14 protein-coding genes are annotated in these 14,581 nt (G+C 61.1%); 9 read left to right on the top strand and 5 right to left on the bottom strand.

Going from position 1 to position 14,581, the window contains the following annotated elements; all coding sequences use genetic code 11:
• Positions 1 to 255 precede the first annotated feature (255 nt).
• Together AC3WRD_RS16420 and AC3WRD_RS16415 are read right to left on the bottom strand one after the other, a co-directional pair.
• A complete protein-coding gene (locus tag AC3WRD_RS16420) occupies positions 256 to 627 on the bottom strand; it encodes an endonuclease domain-containing protein (RefSeq protein ID WP_102622018.1) in 372 nt (123 codons plus the stop codon).
• A 208-nt stretch (positions 628 to 835) separates the two neighbouring features.
• A complete protein-coding gene (locus AC3WRD_RS16415; protein ID WP_102622017.1) occupies positions 836 to 1,738 on the bottom strand; it encodes a LysR substrate-binding domain-containing protein in 903 nt (300 codons plus the stop codon).
• A gap of 113 nt (positions 1,739 to 1,851) precedes the next feature.
• On the opposite strand from AC3WRD_RS16415, the gene AC3WRD_RS16410 reads away from it, so the two are divergent.
• Genes AC3WRD_RS16410 through AC3WRD_RS16400 form a run of 3 tightly spaced genes read left to right on the top strand, consistent with a single transcriptional unit; the run spans position 1,852 to position 4,103 of the window.
• Entirely contained in the window at positions 1,852 to 2,874 is a 1,023-nt protein-coding gene (locus tag AC3WRD_RS16410; protein WP_102622016.1) for an aldo/keto reductase, read from the top strand.
• Entirely contained in the window at positions 2,871 to 3,668 is a 798-nt protein-coding gene (locus tag AC3WRD_RS16405) for an SDR family NAD(P)-dependent oxidoreductase (protein ID WP_096822593.1), read from the top strand. The genes AC3WRD_RS16410 and AC3WRD_RS16405 overlap by 4 nt, the downstream gene beginning before the upstream one ends.
• Positions 3,669 to 3,692: 24 nt before the next feature.
• Positions 3,693 to 4,103 carry an SRPBCC family protein gene (locus tag AC3WRD_RS16400; protein WP_096822592.1) on the top strand — a complete coding sequence of 137 codons (411 nt, stop codon included), beginning with the start codon at positions 3,693 to 3,695 and terminating at the stop codon, positions 4,101 to 4,103.
• A gap of 128 nt (positions 4,104 to 4,231) precedes the next feature.
• Here the strand turns inward: AC3WRD_RS16400 and AC3WRD_RS16395 are convergent, their stop codons facing one another.
• Both AC3WRD_RS16395 and AC3WRD_RS16390 read right to left on the bottom strand, forming a co-directional pair.
• Complete coding sequence (locus tag AC3WRD_RS16395) at positions 4,232 to 5,626, bottom strand: sensor histidine kinase (RefSeq protein ID WP_096822591.1); 1,395 nt, start codon at positions 5,624 to 5,626, stop codon at positions 4,232 to 4,234.
• Positions 5,604 to 6,287 carry a response regulator transcription factor gene (locus tag AC3WRD_RS16390; protein WP_096822590.1) on the bottom strand — a complete coding sequence of 228 codons (684 nt, stop codon included), beginning with the start codon at positions 6,285 to 6,287 and terminating at the stop codon, positions 5,604 to 5,606. The genes AC3WRD_RS16395 and AC3WRD_RS16390 overlap by 23 nt, the downstream gene beginning before the upstream one ends.
• A gap of 203 nt (positions 6,288 to 6,490) precedes the next feature.
• Between AC3WRD_RS16390 and AC3WRD_RS16385 the strand changes: the two genes are divergently transcribed.
• From AC3WRD_RS16385 to hcnC, 6 genes are all read left to right on the top strand, one after another.
• Positions 6,491 to 6,799: a YdcA family protein gene (locus tag AC3WRD_RS16385; RefSeq protein ID WP_219737177.1), complete on the top strand. Its 309-nt coding sequence runs from the start codon at positions 6,491 to 6,493 to the stop codon at positions 6,797 to 6,799.
• A 191-nt stretch (positions 6,800 to 6,990) separates the two neighbouring features.
• On the top strand, positions 6,991 to 7,929 hold the full coding sequence (locus tag AC3WRD_RS16380; protein ID WP_102622014.1) for a hypothetical protein: 939 nt from the start codon (positions 6,991 to 6,993) through the stop codon (positions 7,927 to 7,929).
• Between the two features lie 222 nt (positions 7,930 to 8,151).
• Positions 8,152 to 8,691: a hypothetical protein gene (locus AC3WRD_RS16375; protein WP_102622013.1), complete on the top strand. Its 540-nt coding sequence runs from the start codon at positions 8,152 to 8,154 to the stop codon at positions 8,689 to 8,691.
• 245 nt (positions 8,692 to 8,936) lie between these two features.
• On the top strand, positions 8,937 to 9,251 hold the full coding sequence (gene hcnA / locus AC3WRD_RS16370; protein ID WP_096822653.1) for a cyanide-forming glycine dehydrogenase subunit HcnA: 315 nt from the start codon (positions 8,937 to 8,939) through the stop codon (positions 9,249 to 9,251).
• Positions 9,248 to 10,657 (top strand): cyanide-forming glycine dehydrogenase subunit HcnB, encoded by a 1,410-nt coding sequence (hcnB, locus tag AC3WRD_RS16365; protein WP_102622012.1) that lies wholly within the window; start codon positions 9,248 to 9,250, stop codon positions 10,655 to 10,657. The genes hcnA and hcnB overlap by 4 nt, the downstream gene beginning before the upstream one ends.
• Positions 10,650 to 11,909, top strand: a complete 1,260-nt coding sequence (gene hcnC / locus AC3WRD_RS16360; protein WP_102622011.1) for a cyanide-forming glycine dehydrogenase subunit HcnC — start codon at positions 10,650 to 10,652, stop codon at positions 11,907 to 11,909. Before hcnB ends, hcnC begins: the two co-directional genes overlap by 8 nt.
• A 139-nt stretch (positions 11,910 to 12,048) precedes the next feature.
• Here hcnC and AC3WRD_RS16355 read toward each other — a convergent pair whose 3' ends face one another.
• Complete coding sequence (locus tag AC3WRD_RS16355; RefSeq protein WP_096822585.1) at positions 12,049 to 13,857, bottom strand: monovalent cation:proton antiporter-2 (CPA2) family protein; 1,809 nt, start codon at positions 13,855 to 13,857, stop codon at positions 12,049 to 12,051.
• Positions 13,858 to 14,581: the final 724 nt, after the last annotated feature.

Raw genomic sequence — 14,581 nt, 5'->3', positions numbered from 1 at the left:
GATTCCGATGTTGTTACTAACTCCCCAAAGCCCCTCACCCCAGCCCTCTCCCGGAGGGAGAGGGGGCCGACCGCAGTGTCTCAGGTCATGCATCGACCTGAAAAACCGAGTCGATTATGGATTCCAAGCATCGACCTGAGACTCCAAGTCGATTATGGATTCAAAACAGTTCGCCCACGTCGGCGGACTTCTCGAATATCCCCCAATCAGTTCCCTCTCCCTCTGGGAGAGGGCTAGGGTGAGGGCGCTTTCGGATCAACGTCGCAATCGAAGTTCCTCCGCGATCCTGACAATCTGCTCCAAAACATCATCCATCTGCTGAATCACCTCAAGATTACTGAACCGCACCACCTCAATCCCAAGCCGCTGAAGATAGAGCGTCCGCCGCCGATCATGAACCTCTCCCGCCTTTTCATAATGCTGCCCCCCATCCAGCTCCACCGCGAACCTCAACTCCACACAATAAAAATCCAGCACAAACGGCGGGATCGGCACCTGCCGCCGAAATTTCAGCCCCGCCACCTGCCGCGCACGCAGCCTTTGCCAAAGCATCTGCTCGCAATCGGTCTGGCTGGCGCGCAACCGGCGGGCGAATCGGCGTTGGTCGAGGGTAGGGCGATTTTGCATGCTTCACGTCCTTGTGAAGTGGGATGGAAGATTCACTGTAGACCAGACCAACAGCCAGTGCCGCCATCGCCAGTCTGCTGATTGAGTCCAAGAACTGGATGGGTTGAGTCCATTACAGATTCACCACCAATCGACCACGTCGGTGTACTTCTCGAATATCCCCCGATCGGTCCCCTCTCCCTTCGGGCGGTCCGACGTTTCGGGAGGGTTAGGGTGAGGGCTCGGCGATATCGGATCCAGTCAAAACCTCCCGAAACGTCTCCACCAACGGCCGCAAATTAATCCTGTGCCAAGCCGCCCACAGCGGCGTGGTAAATGCCAGCCACGGCACCTCCCGCAACACCACACCCGGCGGGGCGTTGTGGCTCAGGCCTTTCTGGATCATTGCAATCCCCAGCCCCGAAGCAACCAGCCCCAGCGCGGTGAACGGCTCGGTCGCCTGCATCCGTACATCCGGGGTGAAGCCGGCGCGCAGGCAGGCACTCACAAAATCGTCGCCCGCGTCCTGACGGGGTTGTACGCCGATCCACTCCTGAGTGGCCAGATCCTCCGGGCTCAGCGATGCCTGTGCGGCCAATGGATGCTGCTCCGGCAGCGCCAGCAGCATCGGATCGTCCAGCACCTGGAAGCCCAGCAAGTCAGGATCGTCGGTCGTCGGCGGTTCGCTGACCAGTGCGATATCGAGGCTACGCTGACGCAGGCCTTCGAGTTGTTCGGCGGAGCTGAGGTTGTACAGCGCGACATGCACGTTCGGCCGATCTGCCCGCAACACGCGCAAGGCATTGGGCAATACGCCCGCGTGCATGGCGTTCTCGATGTAGCCGATGCACAAGCCACCTTCTTCTCCACGGCCCAGGCGTTTGCCGAGGGATTCCAGGCGATTGGCGTGGGTCAGCAAGGCGCGGGTTTCGGCAAGGAACGTATGGCCGTCGCGGGTCAGGCGGATGCGTTGCTGGCTGCGTTCGAACAGGGTCAGGCCCAGGCGCTCTTCGAGCTGGGCGATCTGCCGGCTCAGGGGCGACTGGGAAATGTGCAGGCGCTCGGCCGCGCGGCCGACGTGCTCTTCCTCGGCGACGACCACGAAGTAGCGCAATTGGCGGAAATCGATCATGTCAGACCTATAGGGACTCAAGTGCTGCGCATTATGTCTTGGACGGTCTGAGTGTCGCAATCTAGGATCTGCTCAACGGTCAACCACGACCCAGACACTACGAGGAAATCCCCATGAGCTTGAAAGACAAACTGCCCGGCCAACTGGGCTTCGGCACCGCGCCACTGGGCAACATGTTCCGCGCCATTCCCGAGGAAGAAGCCCAGGCCACCGTGCATGCGGCGTGGGATGCCGGCGTGCGTTACTTCGACACCGCGCCGTTCTACGGCTCGGGCCTGTCGGAAATCCGCCTCGGCGAAGCACTGTCCCGCTACAAGCGCGATGACTATGTGCTCAGCACCAAGGTCGGCCGGGTCATTCTCGATGAAGTCGAAGACGCCGCCGCCCGGGATCTGGGCGAAAAGAGCGGGGTATTCGAACACGGTCGCCCGAACAGGATCGTCAACGACTACAGCGCCGACGCCACCCTGCGCTCGATTGAAGACAGCCTCGAACGCCTGAAAACCGATCGCCTCGACATCGTCTGGGTGCACGACATCGCTCAGGACTTCTACGGCGACCAATGGCTGGAGTATTTCAATCAGGCCCGCACCGGGGCCTTCAAAGTCCTGACCCGCCTGCGTGAAGAAGGCGTGATCAAGGGCTGGGGCCTGGGCGTGAATAAAGTCGAGCCGTGCGAGTTGACGCTCGACCTGACCGAGGCGCAGCCTGACGGCTTCCTGTTGGCCGGCCGCTACACCTTGCTCGATCACGACCGCGCCTTGCAGCGTCTGATGGATTCGGCGCGGGCGCAGAACGTTGAAATCGTTGTTGGCGGCCCATATAGCTCGGGAATCCTGGCCGGTGGCGCGCACTTCGAATACCAGAAGGCCAGCCCGCAAATCATTGCCAAGGTCGAGCAGATCAAACGCATCGCCGCCGTCCACAGCGTGGATGTCAAAGCGGCTGCACTACAATTCTCGCTGGCCAATCCGGCCGTGGCGGCAGTGATTCCCGGCGCGAGCAAACCGGGGCGCATCGCTGAAGATGTAGCGGCGCTGTCGGCGGTCATTCCGGCCGGTTTCTGGCAGGCCATGCGTGAAGCGAAACTGGTGTCCGAACGTGCACCATTACCTATCGACGAGGTGAAAGCATGAAGATCGATCTGAGCGGGAAACTGGCGATTGTCAGCGGCAGCACGGCAGGTATCGGTTTGGGCATCAGCCAGTCGCTGGCCGAGGCGGGCGCCACGGTGGTGGTGATCGGTCGCGACGCGGCCAAGGTCGAGCAGGCACTGGCGAGCATTCGGCAAGCCGTTCCGGGCGCGAAACTGCGCGGTCTGACGGCGGATCTGGGCACGGCCGAAGGCGCGCAGAAACTGTTCGCCGCCGAACCGAAAGCCGACATCCTGGTGAACAACCTCGGGATCTACAACGCCGTGGACTTCTTCGATGCGCCCGACGATGAGTGGACGCGCTTCTATGAAATCAACGTGATCTCCGGCGTGCGCCTGTCGCGACATTACGTGCCGGCGATGGTCGAGCAGGGCTGGGGGCGGGTGATCTTCCTGTCTTCGGAATCCGGCGTGGCCACCCCGGCCGACATGATCAACTACGGCGTGACCAAAAGCGCCAACCTCGCGGTGTCCCATGGCCTGGCCAAACGCTTGGCCGGCACCGGGGTGACGGTCAATGCAATCCTGCCGGGGCCGACCTTCACCGACGGCGTCGAAGAGATGCTCAAGGATGCCGCCGCCGAGTCCGGCCGTAGCTTGCGGGACGAAGCCGACGCGTTTGTGCGCAGGGCCCGTCCGACCTCGATCATCCAGCGCGTGGCCAATGTCGAAGAAGTCGCGCACCTGGTGACCTACATCGCTTCACCGCTGTCCTCGGCCACCACCGGCGCGGCATTGCGCGTCGACGGCGGCGTGGTCGACAGCCTGGCAATCTGAATTCCTCAAGAGAGACGTTTATTTATGGCAACAGCATCAGCATTCATCGACATCCCGGCCTCGGCCGATCAGGTCTGGCAACTGATCGGCGGCTTCAACACGCTGCCGGACTGGCTGCCGTTCATTCCCAAGAGTGAGCTGAGCGACGGTGGCCGCGTACGCACCCTGCAAACCGCCGACGGCGCGGTGGTGATCGAGCGTCTGGAGACGTTCGATAACGCGGGCAAGACCTACAGCTACTCGATCGAGCAGGCACCGTTTCCGGCCACGGATTATCTGGCGACGATTCGCGTCGAAGCCCAAGGGCAGGGCGCGCGGGTGACGTGGTCGGGACGCTTCACGGCCAAGGGCGTGAGCGATGAGGAAGTGGTGGCGCTGTTCAGCGGCATCTATCAGGGCGGCCTCGAAGCGCTGCGCGCTAACTACCCGGCCTGAGTTGATCGTTCCCACGCTCCGCGTGGGAATGCAGCCCGGGACGCTCTGCGTCCCATTCGAGAGCTGGAACGCGGAGCGTCCCTTGAGGAATTCCCACGCAGAGCGTGGGAACTATCTCTGCCAAACGATCAGGTCTGTGAAATCAGCCTCTGCCGGCAATCAAGCACCAGTTTCGCCCCGCCCAGATCGCTGCGACCCACCTCAAGACTGAACCCGTGCAGGCTGACAATCGCCGCAACGATCGACAGGCCCAGTCCGAAACCGCTTTGCGGTTGCCCACCCTCTGCACGATAGAAGCGCTGGAACACTGCTTCCCGTTCCGACTCGGGAATGCCGGGGCCGGAGTCGTGCACCTCGATCCGTGTATGCCCTGCATCATTCACCCCACGCAAAATCACCGTGCCTCCCGGCGGGGTGAACTTGATCGAGTTGCTCAACAGGTTGGCCAGCGCCTCGAACAACAGCGCCCGGTCACCATTGAGCATCGGCAGGGTTTCGGGCATGTTCAGCTCGAAACGCAGTTCGTCTTCCTCGGCCAGCGGCAGGTAGAACTCATGCAGTTCCTGCAGCAGTCGCACCGGATCGAGCTCGACGAATCCCGAACGCCGCTGGCGATCTTCCAGTTCGGAAATCCTCAGCAAACCGCGAAAACGCGCCATCAGCGTATCGGCTTCAGCCAGTACCAGATCCAGTTGCGCCGCTTCCGGCGAGCCTTCGCCGGCCTGTTGCTGCATGCGATACAACTGCGCCCGCAAACGCGTCAGCGGAGTGCGCAAGTCGTGGGCGATGTTGTCGCACACGCCTTTGACTTCGTTCATCAGACGCTCGATGCGATCGAGCATGGCGTTGACGATGGCGGCGAGCATGTCCAGTTCGTCGCGGCGATTGGACACGGGCAATCGATGAGTCAGGTCTCCGGCGACAATCGACTGGGCACTGGCCTGAATCGCGCGGATCCGCCGCAACGGCCGGCGCCGCAGCAAATGCCAGCCGATGACCCCCGGTACGATTGTCAGCGAAACGCCCCAGAGCAATGCACGCAGAATGATGCGGGTCACGGCGAACAGCGAACCGTTGTCGCGCACCAGCACCAGCCAGCGACCGTCGCGGGTCGGGGTGGCGACCGCATCGCAACTGTCGGCGGGCAGGGTCGGATCGTCGGATTCGGAACAGTCGCGCAATTCGTGGATCTTGCCGTCCAGCGGCAGGCCCGCAGGCATTTGCTGCAAAGCCCCGCCGAGGTAGGTGTGGTCGGCGGCAAACAGGCCGTAGGCATCGATGCCGCGGATATCGAACGTCATGCTGGCGGCGAGTGCATCCTCGAGCTGCTCGCCGCGAAAGTGCGAGAACAGATGCTGACGCTGCATCAGCGAATGTTTGGCCAGGCTGTCGAGGTAACCGGAGACCTCGAAATACATGACCCCCATGAGGATCCCGCTCCAGGCCACGAACAACGAACTGTAAAGCGCCAGCAACCGGCTGCTGGAGGAACGCCAACCGTCAGACGGGTTCGGCAATGACATAACCCGAGCCTCGCACCGTACGGATCAGCGGGACATTGCCCGGCGGGTCGATCTTCTTGCGCAGGCGACCGATGTGGACGTCGATCAGGTTGGTCCCCGGGTCGAAGTGATAACCCCAGACTTCCTCGAAAATCATCATCCGCGACAGGATCTGGCCGCTGTTGCGCATCAGGAATTCCAGCAACTTGTATTCGGTGGGCAACAGCGTCAGCACCTGCTCGGCGCGGCTGGCTTCATGGCTGATCAGGTCGAGCTCAAGGTCCGCTACGCGCAGGGTGGTCGGCTGGGTGCCGCCATTGTGCTGCCGGCGCAGCAACACTTCGACCCGGGCCGCCATTTCGTCGGTGGCGAACGGTTTGGTCAGGTAATCGTCACCGCCGGCGCGCAGGCCGCGCACGCGCTCATCGACGTCGGACAACGCGCTGATCATCAGGATCGGCGTGGACACACCCATGGTGCGCAGGGTGGTGACGATGGCCAGACCATCGAGTTCGGGCAGCATGCGGTCGAGGGTGATCAGGTCGTAGTTGCCGCTGACGGCGCGGTCCAGGCCTTCGCGGCCGTTGTCGACCCAATCCACGTCGAGCCCGTGGCTGCTGAGTTCGGCGACGATTTCCCGGGCGGTCACGGCGTCGTCTTCGATGGTCAAGATGCGAGTCATGGTGGGCCTGCTGATCGGTTCAAACGGAATGGCAGCATTTTGCCAAGATTTTGCAATAACGCTTTAAATTAACTTTCATGTTGTAGTTGATACAAACGCAAATGACCCACCGTGGTTGCCGATTTATTTCCCGAAACATTGATATCATCTGGCCATATTTTCGAGGGAGAGATTCCGTGGGCAAGTTGATTCGCGGTGGCTGGATGCCGATGGCCGGGATGCTTCTGGCGCTGCTAAGTGCTTCGGCATTGGCCGCCAATACCCCGTGTTCCGGGAAGAAGGGTGGCATCGATCGCTGCGATGGCGATCTGTTTCTATGTAATGACGGCTCCATCAGCGGCTCGAAAAAGAGTTGCGCTGCGATGTTCGGCATCCGTGAACAGGCGCGGCCGCAGCAGTTTCTGCAAACCAATGACGGCTGTGATTGTGGCACCGGTTCGTTCTGCACCGGGCCACGCGGCGGCGTGTATTGCCTGACGCCCAGCGGCAAGAAGAGCTACAAACGCAAGTAAGCGGTTTTGTGCCAATGCATAAAACCCGCTGCTATCGAACCGTTGTTGCAAATTGCATGGTTCTTGGAAGTTCAGTCTTTTTAAGTGAATGAATTCAAACGATTTATTTAATGTTGGCGACTGGCACGGTCACTGCAATTCATCTGCTGACGAGTTGTAACACCATTTTTCATGCCGGGAGCAGAACAACAATGAATAGATCCTCTGATGGGTTTTATCCTGCCTTCGAAGGCGAGTCGAGCAACGTCTCAGGGGTGTCCTGGGGCGCGATCTTCGCCGGGGCCGCGGCCGCTGCGGCACTGTCGTTGATTCTGGTACTGCTTGGTTTCGGTCTGGGCTTCTCCGCTGTTTCACCGTGGGCCGGGGAGGGCGTCAGCGCCAAGGGCCTGGGCATTTCGACAATCGTCTGGCTGGCGGCGACGCAAATCATCGCTTCCGGCCTGGGTGGCTACATCGCCGGTCGCCTGCGGGTGAAGTGGGCGAACATGCACGGTGACGAGGTGTATTTCCGCGACACCGCCCATGGCTTCCTTGCCTGGTGCGTGGCCACGCTGGTTACTGCGACGCTGGTGGTCGGCTCGGTCAGCAGCATCGTCAGCGGTGGTGTGCAGGCCGGTGCGAGTGTCGCCGGTGGTGCGGCCAGTGCCATGACTCAGGCGGCCGGGACTGCAGCGGCGAACACCGACAGCAACCAGTACGGCTACTTCGTCGACAGCCTGTTCCGCGATGACCGTCCTGCCGCTGTCAGCGATGACGCCGCTCGCGGCACCGTGACCCGGATCTTCGCCCAGAGCCTGGCCAATGGTCAGCTCAGCCCCGAGGATCGTACCTACCTTGCACAACTGGTCGCGCAACGGACCAATCTGACCCAGGCCGACGCCGAACGTCGCGTCGATGAAATCTACGCCCGTACGCAAAAAGCCATTGCCGACGCCAAGGTCAAAGCACAGCAAGCCGCTGACACCGCCGCCAAAGTCGCTGCCTGGACTTCGCTGTGGATGTTCATCGCGCTGCTGGCCGGTGCGTTCTTCGCCAGTCTGTCGGCCACCTTCGGCGGTCGCCGCCGGGATGCGGTCGAGTACGTTGAAGTCGAAACCTACACCACGGCCACACTGCCTCCGGTCCGTTAACAAGGAGAATCACCATGCGCTCACTACTGCTGTTTTTCCTCGGCGTGCCAATCCCGATCATCATTCTGATCGCTTTGTTTGTGCACTGATCCCTCTGGGGCTTGTGCCTCGGCCGCTTCCACCTTCGGGTGGAAACGGCTTTTTGCTTTCTAAAGGGCCAGCAGCCAGAATCGACGCGGCAAGCGGATCGGCCGCTTCAATTTCTGTTTAAGGATGAAGACGTTGGACAAGAAGGAAATCAAACGGCAGCTGGATGAGATGCTGGACGCCGGGCGCTCGAAGACCGAAACCTTCAAGGCGTTTTCGGGCGGGGCGGTCAAGGATCGGGTGCTGGCTTACTGGATTGGTTCACGCATTGACCCGGCGCTGCGCCGCCAGTATGCACGCAAGGTCACGATCCTGATCGTGCTGACCTGCATTCAGGCATTGCTCGGCGCGCTCGCCGGATTTGTCCTGGGCTGGGACTCAGGCATCGGATTGGCCCTGACGCTCATGCTGATCGGCGGTGGTATCCCGCTGCTGTTTGCCTGGGGTTTCTACAAATACTCCGCTCAGACCTACACCGTCTTCGTGATCCTTACGCTCAGCCAGGTTTCACGCCTGTTCAAGGACTACGCCGAAGACCCGATCTCCACCCTGATCGGCGTCGGCCTCACATTGGCCATGGTCTATTTTGTCGTGTGGCTGAAAACCAAGTTGTTCCCTGACCTCGGTTTCATCGGTTCGAAAAAGATCAAAGGGCAGTTCGTGTTTTCCAACTGATCGGCGGCAGAACCGTACAGTCATTTCCATGGCCTGGATCAATATTCTTCTGCGCGATATCCCCTACCGTGAATTTTCCAGGCCCTTGCCGCTGGATCGACTACATTGCTTGCGCGCACGTTGCTGCGCGAGCGGAACCAACCTGCCGGCCCGATAGAGAGAGATAACCCCCACGTGTCGGCAAGGTGTAGTGCAGCAAGGAGCTGTTTCAACCTCACCTGAACTTTTCACGGATGATCATCGCAATGCACTGCCTAGAAAGAACCTTCGATATCCAGCCCTTGGCGCAGGCGGATATGACTGTCCACATCAACGGCCAACCGGTCACCGCCGCCATCGGCGAAACTGTGCTCAGCGTCATTCAGTCTCTCGGCGTGCGCCAGGTCGCGCGCAACGATCACAACCAGATCAGTGGCGCCTATTGCGGGATGGGCGTGTGTCAGTGCTGCCTGGTGAAAATCAACGGCCGGCACAAACGCCGTGCCTGCCAGACCGTGGTGCGTGACGGCATGCACATCGAAACCCAGGCTAACCGCATTCACGGTCAGGAGGCGCTATGAGCCAGCATCCGGTCATCGTCGGCGGTGGGCCGGCGGGGATGGCGGCGGCCATCGAACTGGCGCGCCATGGTGTGCGCAGCACATTGCTTGAGGAGGCGTCGCGCCTGGGTGGTGTGGTCTATCGCGGGCCGCTGCGTGACGGCGTGCAACTGGATTACCTGGGGCCGCGCTATTCCGAAGCACTGAGCAAATTGCACGGCGACTTTCAGGAGCAGGCCGGGCTGATCGATGTGCGCCTGCATCACCGTGTGGTCGGCGCCGAAGGCACCCGCTCGCTAGTCGTGCTCGATGGCGATGAGCGTCTGCACGAAATCAGCTATCCGCAACTGCTGCTGGCCGCCGGTTGCCATGAGCGCAGCGTGCCGTTTCCCGGCTGGACGTTGCCGGGCGTGATCATGCTCGGCGGCCTGCAATTGCAGATCAAGAGTGGCGTGGTCAAACCGCAGGGCCCAGTGGTGATCGCCGGCACCGGGCCGCTGTTGCCGCTGGTGGCGACCCAGTTGCACGCGTCAGGCGTGAGTGTTGCCGGTGTCTACGAGGCCTGCGCGTTCGGCAAGATTGCCAAGGAAAGCCTGGCGCTTCTGAACAAGCCGCAACTGTTCCTTGATGGCTTGAGCATGCTCGCCTACCTGAAACTGCACGGCATCCCGATGAACTACGGCTGGGGCGTGGTCGAGGCACACGGCGAAGGCGAATTGAAAAGCGTCAGCGTGGCACCGTACTCGGCGACGTGGGAACCGGACATGAGCCGCGTCGAACGCTTCGAAGCGAAGACGCTTGCGGTCGGTTACGGCTTCATTCCGCGTACCCAGTTGAGCCAGCAAATGGGCCTGGATCACGGCTTCAGCGACGACGGTTACCTGCGCGCCAACGCCAACATCTGGCAGCAAAGCAGCGAGCCCCACGTGCATCTGGCCGGTGACATGGGCGGGATTCGCGGCGGTGAAGCGGCGATGCTGGCCGGCAAGATCGCCGCCACTTCGATCCTGCTGCAACGCGGTGTGCTGGAAGAGGAACTGGCGCGGGTCCGTCGCGACCGCTATCTGAGCAAACTCAAAGCCATCGTGCGTTTCCGCGCGGCGGTGGATCGCTACACCGAACGCGGCGTCGGGCAAATCGCATTGCCGGCGGCAGACACGGTGATCTGCCGCTGTGAACACGCGACTCGCGCCGACATCGACCGGGCGCTGGAGCAGGGCGTGCAAGACATCGCCAGCCTGAAAATGCGCACCCGCGTGAGCATGGGCGACTGTCAGGGGCGGATGTGCGTCGGCTATTGCAGCGACCGTTTGCGTCAGGCCACCGGGCGCAAGGATGTCGGCTGGCTGCGGCCGCGTTTCCCGGTCGATCCGATTCCTTTTTCCGCGTTCCAGTCCCTCGGCACGGAGGCCGTTTCCCATGAGTAAGTTCTATGACGTGGTCATCGCCGGCGGCGGTGTGATCGGCGCGTCCATCGCCTATCAGTTGTCCAAGCGCAAAAATCTCAAGGTCGCGATGATCGACGCCAAGCGCCCGGGCAACGCGACCCGCGCCTCGGCCGGCGGCTTGTGGGCCATCGGTGAGTCGGTGGGACTGGGCTGCGGGGTGATTTTCTTCCGCATGATGTCGGCCAACCGCAAGCGCGAAACCCAAGGCGCGGCGGTGGCGGTGGATTCCAGCACGCCGCACATCCTGCCGCCGTCGTTCTTCGACTTCGCCTTGCAGTCCAACGCGCTGTACCCGGCGCTGCACCGTGAGCTGAAAGACAACCACGGGATGGATTTCAAGTTCGAAAAGACCGGGCTCAAGTTCGTCATTTATGACGATGAAGACCGGTTGTACGCCGAGCACATCGTCGGCTGCATTCCGCACCTGGCCGATCAGGTGCGCTGGCTCGATCAGGCGGCATTGCGCGAGTCCGAGCCGAGCGTCAGTCATGAAGCGCGCGGTGCGCTGGAGTTTCTCTGCGATCACCAGGTCAGCCCGTTCCGCCTCGCCGACGCCTATGCCGAAGGCGCCCGGCAGAATGGCGTGGACATGTACGTCAACACCAACATCACCGGCGTTCTGCATCACGGTACGCGGGTGACCGGCGTGCAAACGGCCGAAGCCGGGGTATTTCACTGCAAGACCCTGATCAACGCCGCCGGTGCGTGGGCGGCAGATCTCAGCGAGTGGGCCACTGGCGTGCGCATTCCGGTGAAACCGGTGAAAGGGCAGATTTTGTTGACCGAACGCCTGCCGAAAATCCTCAACGGTTGCCTGACCACCAGCGATTGCTACATGGCGCAGAAGGACAACGGCGAGATCCTGATCGGCAGCACCACCGAGGACAAAGGCTTCGACGTCACCACCACCTGGCCGGAAATCGCCGGGCTGGTGCAGGGAGCGGTGCGTTGTCTGCCGGAACTGGCGGACATCAACCTCAAGCGCACCTGGGCCGGGCTGCGGCCGGGCTCGCCGGATGAGTTGCCGATTCTCGGGCCCATGGCCGGGGTGGACGGCTACCTGAACGCCTGCGGGCATTTCCGCACCGGCGTGCTGACGTCGGCGATTACCGGGGTGTTGCTGGATAAGCTGGTCAACGATGAGCCGCTGCCGCTGGACATCACGCCGTTTCTGGCGGATCGGTTTGAAGTGGCGTCGGCCAAGGAAGAGAGGGAGCTGGAGATAGCCTGAGCCTGCTGGCTCCCACGAGATCGTTCCCACGCTCCGCGTGGGAATGCCTCAAGGGACGCTCCGCGTTCCAGCTCCGGGAGGGACGCGGAGCGTCCCGGGCTGCATTCCCACGCAGAGCGTGGGAACGATCAGGGTCAGGTCAGGACTTGCCCGATTGTTCTTCCAGTTGATCCGACTCGAACAGTCTGGCCAGTTCCGCCCGCGCTTCCTGTGCGGTCTGCAGCACTTTGGCCGCGTCGTCGTACACCGCGTGTTGGGCCTCCAGTACCTGTTCGTCGTGGTGCTTGAAGCGCTTGATCCGCGCATCGGCCTGGGCCTGGGTCAAGCCGAGGCCGACCAAGGTGCGACGGCTCATTTCCAGGCTGGAGTAATAGGTCTCCCGGATCGGGTCGGCGCCGACATCCACCAAACGATGAACGTGCTGCCGGTTACGCGCCCGGGCGATGATCTTCATGTGCGGGTAGAGCTTGCGCACGATCTCGGCGGTCTTGATGTTGGTCTCCGGATCGTCCGTGGCAATCACGAAATATTCCGCTTCACCGACCTTGGCCGCGCTGAGGATTTCCGGACGCATCGGGTCACCGTAGAACACCGGCACGCCGCCGAAACTGCGCGACAGTTCGATGGTTTCCACCGAGGTGTCCAGCGCCACGAACTTGATGTTCTGCGCCCGCAGGATCCGCGCCACGATCTGGCCCATCCGGCCCATGCCGGCGATGACCACCCGTGGAGTTTCGGTGTCGATCTGGCGGAATTTCTCCGGCACTTCCACTGGCTGCACCTTCGGGCTGACCAGCCGTGCGCAAATCAATAGCAGCAACGGCGTGACGGCCATCGACAGGGTGATGGTCAGCACCAGCAGGTCGTACAGACGCGGCTCGAACAGACCTTGATCGCGACCGATCTTGAACACCACGAATGCAAATTCACCACCCGCCGCCAGCACGATGCCCAGGCGAATCGCACTGACCTTGTTCAACCCACCGGCCAGACGCCCGACCACAAACAACAGTGGCAACTTCAGCGCAATCAGCAACAGCGTCAGCCCCAGCACCGTGATCGGTGCGCTCAGCAGCAGACTGAGGTTGGCGCCCATGCCGACGCTGATGAAGAACAGCCCCAGCAGCAGGCCTTTGAACGGCTCGATCTGCGCTTCCAGCTCATGACGATATTCCGAGTCCGCCAGCAGCAATCCGGCGAGAAACGCGCCCAGCGCCATCGACACACCGACCATGTCCATCAGCCACGCGGTGCCGATGACCACCAGCAACGCGGTGGCGGTAGACACCTCCGGCAGACCGGTTTTCGCCACCACGCGGAACACCGGACGCAACAGATATCGCCCGCCAATCACCACCACGGCGATGCTGCCCAAGACCTGCAAACTGTGGCGCACATCGTCGGCAGTGCTGGTGTGGTGATCGACGCCCGCGAGCATCGGCACCAGGGCGATCAGCGGGATCGCGGCGATGTCCTGGAACAGCAAAATTGCAAACGCCAGACGACCGTGGGGGCTGGTCAGTTCCTTGCGCTCGGCGAGGCTTTGCAGACCGAACGCGGTGGACGACAGGGCCAGACCCAGGCCCAGAACAATCGCGCTGTTCAACGGCTGGCCGAACACCGACAACGCCAGTACGCCAATCACCGAACCGGTCAAAAGCACCTGCGCCAGACCGACGCCGAACACCGATTTGCGCATCACCCACAAGCGTCGCGGCGAAAGCTCCAGACCGATGATGAACAGCAGCAACACCACGCCCAGCTCGGAGATATGGCTGACGCTTTGCGGATTGCCGATCAGGCCCAGCACCGACGGGCCGATGATCACCCCGGCAAACAGATAACCGAGCACCGCGCCCAGTTGCAGGCGCTTGGCCAGGGGAACGGTAAGCACTGCCGCGAACAGAAATACGACAGCGGCTTGCAACAGGTTGCCTTCATGGGGCATGGCACAACTCCATAACACGGTACGACGGGAGGGCAAGGATAAAGGCTCGTCCCATGGCACACCACCTGCGGGGGAAACTGATGTGGTGGGTGGCGGTTTCTGATGATGCTGTTCATCTTTGAACCGTCAGGCGATATCTGGTCATGTAAAGTTCTACTTTGGTCTTAGAGAGTTGGAGAGTGTTTCTCTGGAACAGCGACTAAAAAGTTCGGGTTTGTGGGGGAGAGTTTTATCCGGTCATGCAACTTGTATGACGGGTGTAATGTTGCGAAGAGGGTTGCTTGACTCGCCGGTATTGCTCAATAAAAGCAGCAGCTTATTCGATCAGTCGAAGTCTTTTTTATGGTTTTTAAAAGCAGAGCAGGGTGGTTGTGTGGACTAGGTAGTTCATTAAATTATTTTGTTTGTGAAACTTTCGTAACAGTGATTGACAATGCAATTCCTCCGAACTTACTATTTTCCCCGCAAAAGCAGGTCGTTAAATGATCGTTGCAGGGAGTTTGCAAATAACGATTGTTTATCCCGTTTCACTGCAAACAAGAAGTCTGCGGCGAGGCGGTTGCGACCACACACCTGTGTTGTGCTGGCCGCCTGGCAAGGCGCCGCTGCAAGTATCAGGTCTCATTCGACAGGGTGGGCAGGAAAGCCCGCTTGAAGTTAAGTTTTCATAAGGATTTGAAACCTTGTACTCGAATTCCAAGGGGGCGGCACGCCCGTTATCTGT

The organism is Pseudomonas sp. FW215-R2 (assembly GCF_058789255.1).
This window is presented reverse-complemented; position numbering and strand designations above follow the sequence as displayed.

Coding starts and splice junctions, on each gene's coding strand:
- AC3WRD_RS16420 (WP_102622018.1), bottom strand. CDS start 627: ATGCAAAATCGCCCTACCCTCGACCAACGCCGATTCGCCCGCCGGTTG.
- AC3WRD_RS16415 (WP_102622017.1), bottom strand. CDS start 1,738: ATGATCGATTTCCGCCAATTGCGCTACTTCGTGGTCGTCGCCGAGGAA.
- AC3WRD_RS16410 (WP_102622016.1), top strand. CDS start 1,852: ATGAGCTTGAAAGACAAACTGCCCGGCCAACTGGGCTTCGGCACCGCG.
- AC3WRD_RS16405 (WP_096822593.1), top strand. CDS start 2,871: ATGAAGATCGATCTGAGCGGGAAACTGGCGATTGTCAGCGGCAGCACG.
- AC3WRD_RS16400 (WP_096822592.1), top strand. CDS start 3,693: ATGGCAACAGCATCAGCATTCATCGACATCCCGGCCTCGGCCGATCAG.
- AC3WRD_RS16395 (WP_096822591.1), bottom strand. CDS start 5,626: ATGTCATTGCCGAACCCGTCTGACGGTTGGCGTTCCTCCAGCAGCCGG.
- AC3WRD_RS16390 (WP_096822590.1), bottom strand. CDS start 6,287: ATGACTCGCATCTTGACCATCGAAGACGACGCCGTGACCGCCCGGGAA.
- AC3WRD_RS16385 (WP_219737177.1), top strand. CDS start 6,491: ATGCCGATGGCCGGGATGCTTCTGGCGCTGCTAAGTGCTTCGGCATTG.
- AC3WRD_RS16380 (WP_102622014.1), top strand. CDS start 6,991: ATGAATAGATCCTCTGATGGGTTTTATCCTGCCTTCGAAGGCGAGTCG.
- hcnA (WP_096822653.1), top strand. CDS start 8,937: ATGCACTGCCTAGAAAGAACCTTCGATATCCAGCCCTTGGCGCAGGCG.
- hcnB (WP_102622012.1), top strand. CDS start 9,248: ATGAGCCAGCATCCGGTCATCGTCGGCGGTGGGCCGGCGGGGATGGCG.
- hcnC (WP_102622011.1), top strand. CDS start 10,650: ATGAGTAAGTTCTATGACGTGGTCATCGCCGGCGGCGGTGTGATCGGC.
- AC3WRD_RS16355 (WP_096822585.1), bottom strand. CDS start 13,857: ATGCCCCATGAAGGCAACCTGTTGCAAGCCGCTGTCGTATTTCTGTTC.